The organism is Peribacillus kribbensis DSM 17871 (assembly GCF_000430765.1).
Taxonomy (GTDB): domain Bacteria; phylum Bacillota; class Bacilli; order Bacillales; family DSM-1321; genus Paraperibacillus; species Paraperibacillus kribbensis.
On sequence record NZ_AUMQ01000054.1, the window covers coordinates 1 to 3,600 of the forward strand.

The following is a 3,600-nucleotide window of genomic DNA, read 5'->3' on the forward strand; positions in this document are numbered from 1 at the left end:
GTTTTTTGTATCTGTTTTTTTGTCAACAGTATGTAAGGCATTTTGTTGAGAGAAAATAGGAAGGTGGACGATGAAGATAAAAGATATGCTGCCGAAAGAGCAAAAGAAGAAATTGGCCGGTCATAAAGATGGATGAAAAAGCAGAAAAAAGAGAAGGGCTCCCCCTAAAAAATCGTTATTAAACGACCTTTTGGGACAGCCCCCTTTGTTGATATGGATTAGTTCACCAAGCGGCCTGTTTTCCCATGTGAACCCCAATATTCATTGCGGAGATGGACTTTTTGAATCTTCCCTGATGCTGTTTTCGGAAGCTCCTTTACAAACGTTACCCCCGTAACCGCTTTAAAATGAGCAAGTTTTTCCCTGGAAAAGTTGATGATATCTTTTTCACTTATATTCTGGTTTTCTCTTAAAACTACATAGGCATGCGGTGTTTCCCCCCACTTTTCATGGGGAACGGCAATAACTGCGGCCTCCCGGATGCTTGGATGTTCATATAATACACCTTCTACTTCAATCGAAGAAATATTTTCTCCGCCGCTGATAATGATATCCTTCTTGCGGTCTACAATATCGATATGCCCATATTGATCGACCGTACCCATATCCCCGGTATGCAGCCAGCCATTCCTGATTGTTTCCATCGTTGCTTGTTCATTTTTCCAATAGCCCTTCATGACGCCATGACTTCTTACCACCACTTCTCCAATTTCGTTCCCATTATGGGCCACTTCTTCCCCGTGCTCTTTGATTACCCGGACATCACAGCCAATCATTGGATAGCCTGCTTTGGCTTTGATTCTGTACTGTTCATTTTGAGGCAGGCCGGAAATTTGTGGACGAATGGTGGAAATTAGGCTCAGCGGTGTAGATTCAGTCATTCCGTAGACTTGGATGAACTCCCAGCCAAGCTCTTCTTCCACTCTTCTTACGAAAGCCGGCGGCGGTGCAGAACCTGCAATTACCACACGAACCTGTTGGTCTAATACTGGTGCGCTTTCTTCATAATACTGCAGTAAAGAATTTAATACGGTTGGCGCCATATGAAGGATAGACACTTTATGATTCTTCATTGCTTGAAAAATTGCCTCTGGAGTAGCTTTCTTCAGGCAAATATGGGTTGAACCGTTTGCTGTATAATAAAATGGGGAGCCCCATCCATTCACATGGAACATCGGCAGGACATGTAGGTAAACATCACGGTCGCTCACCCGTAAATGATGCATAGAACTTAAGGAATGTAGATAATTGTTGCGGTGAGTTAGCATGACTCCCTTGGGATTTCCAGTCGTCCCACTTGTATAAAGAAGGTTGCAGACATCATCCTCATCGAGATTAGCACGCTCGAAAGGCTTATCGGTATAGTTGACTAGCCAGCAATTGTAATCGGTTTCATTTGTTTCCTGATCCTTATAGTGAACGATAATATGCTCAACCGTTTCCAGCTTTTTCTTAACAGGCTGTATAAGATGATATAGGTCCTGGTCTACAAAGAGCACCCGGGATTCACTGTGATTTAAAATAAACACATAATCCGCCGGAGTAAGCCTTATGTTAAGCGGCACCATAATAGCTCCAAGCTGGAACACACCGTAGAACCCTTCTAACATTTCAAGGGTATTTGGCGCCAAATAAGCAACACGGTCACCTTTTGTCACTCCCAAATCCCGTAGTCCATGAGATAGCCGATTGACTCTTCCGTTTAATTCTTTATATGTGAAAACTCTTTCATCACAATAAACCGCCTCTTTATCTCCGTATAATGAAACGGCCCGGTCCAGAAATTGGGGCAAAACTAAAGGTACATTCATTCACATCACCTCTGAAAATTTTGAATTTTCTTAATTATATCTATACTAACATACCCCCCTTGTAAGTAAACAGTATCTTTTGCTCCTGTTATATAACTATTCTACAATCTAAATCCTTTTCCTAGTTTGTGAAGTAATGTACTCACGCTAAAGGGTGCTTTTGTAAAAGAAGGGATGGCTGCGGCGATCTCGTTTTCTTATTTTGCTAAAGGAGCAGGATAGTTTAATAAGGAAATTGTTGTGGCTGGGTTAATTTTCTTATATTCATATACAACCATTCAATTTAAGCTAATAATGAAGATTATCAGCTGATTTTTTGGGGTGTGGGGTATGGATAAAAAGAATTTAATTACAATTTTTGTAGTATATGCAACTCTAGATAATATGAAGGGGTTTGAAATATCTCATTTTTGGATTCTTAACCAATTATTTAAGTTAGTAGTTTGTTTCGTTGTGTTTTTTCTTTTTACACTTATTTGGAGTGGCATTACAAAGGAAAAATTTTGAACGATTAAACTTTTCTTATTAAGCTAACGGTGCGTTAGTTCAATAAGGCACACTAAAAAAGACTGAACTAAACTAAGCGGTTCTGACTTGAAGTACAAAATTAAAAATATCAAGACATTTGGAAGACCAATTCGCATATGAAAAGCGTTTCGATTAATAAGTATATAAATAATTTACACATAAAAAAAGCCCAACCACTAAATCTGCTGGGCTTTAATGTTTCTATTCTTGCATCTTAATTGCAGGGTTCCACGGTGCAAATATGCCTGATGGATTCGCATGCCATAACCACACATGTAAATCATAGTGACGATTCAAAGGATTTTGTATCTCTTCCTCTGTTAGATTGGCTGGGTCAAGGTCGTGGTTTAACATGCTACCATCAAATGGATGGTTAAATAGGCTCGGATGCCCATTAGCCATGAACCCTGGTACATAATACTCTACTCCTACCAACTTGTATCCGCCATTTTTTTGAGGAATGTATAACAGAACTTCTGGCTGATTCGGATTCAAAACCCCACCATCAAACATCAAACCCGGATTAACAAAATGTATTCCCATTACCCCCTCTGGACTAACAGCAACTTCGTGAGTATTAATGTAACCATCTTGAATAGCAACATTAACATCATGATATTTTTCTGTTGCCTGACGCACCTGAGCTAATTGCTTGTTCACTTTACTGCTATCATCTTGATCGGTCGCAGCAAAAGCAGAACTTACTAACCCAAAACTTAAAATGACTCCTCCGATACTTGCAATTAATTTTTTCATTTACATGCATTCCCCCGTTGTTCTTTTAATAATTTAACTTTGTACTTTAGCAAGAATATGCAACTAAGATGCCATTCATGCAAATGGTTTTTTTCAGCAAGGGAAACGTTGCTCACTTTTTTTAGTAGAACTTTTGTCAACAAAAAGTAAAAATCTAAATTAAGCTAACGGGTGCATTAGTTTAATAAGGGGGGCTGCTGAAGTAGCCTTCGCTAGAAGTATTTATTGTAGAATTCTTTTCTTATTTTCCCGCTAAGATGAAGAGAATTCAGACAATTCGGGCGTAATAAGGTATCTTTTTCTATCTATTTGCCCTCACTAAATTAATCTTTTCTGAATTTATTAATCATATAGGAGAGAGAAAATTTTATTTTTTTCGAAACAAATTATTGTGTTCTTAGAAGAGACTTCTGTTTAAACCGGAGAAGTAATTTTTCATTTCTTTCCTTAAAAAGAAAATTCTAAAGGAGAGGTTTTTTTTGGCGGAGCAACGATTAATCGTAGG

The 3,600-nt window shown here is 38.6% G+C and carries 2 protein-coding genes; both read right to left on the minus strand.

The genetic code is table 11. The annotated features are described in order from the left end of the window. Positions 1 to 218: 218 nt before the first annotated feature. Positions 219 to 1,811: a long-chain-fatty-acid--CoA ligase gene (locus H539_RS0111045; RefSeq protein WP_026693557.1), complete on the minus strand. Its 1,593-nt coding sequence runs from the start codon at positions 1,809 to 1,811 to the stop codon at positions 219 to 221. 729 nt (positions 1,812 to 2,540) lie between these two features. Beyond that, positions 2,541 to 3,095: a hypothetical protein gene (locus H539_RS28360; RefSeq protein WP_051348545.1), complete on the minus strand. Its 555-nt coding sequence runs from the start codon at positions 3,093 to 3,095 to the stop codon at positions 2,541 to 2,543. Positions 3,096 to 3,600 lie beyond the last annotated feature (505 nt).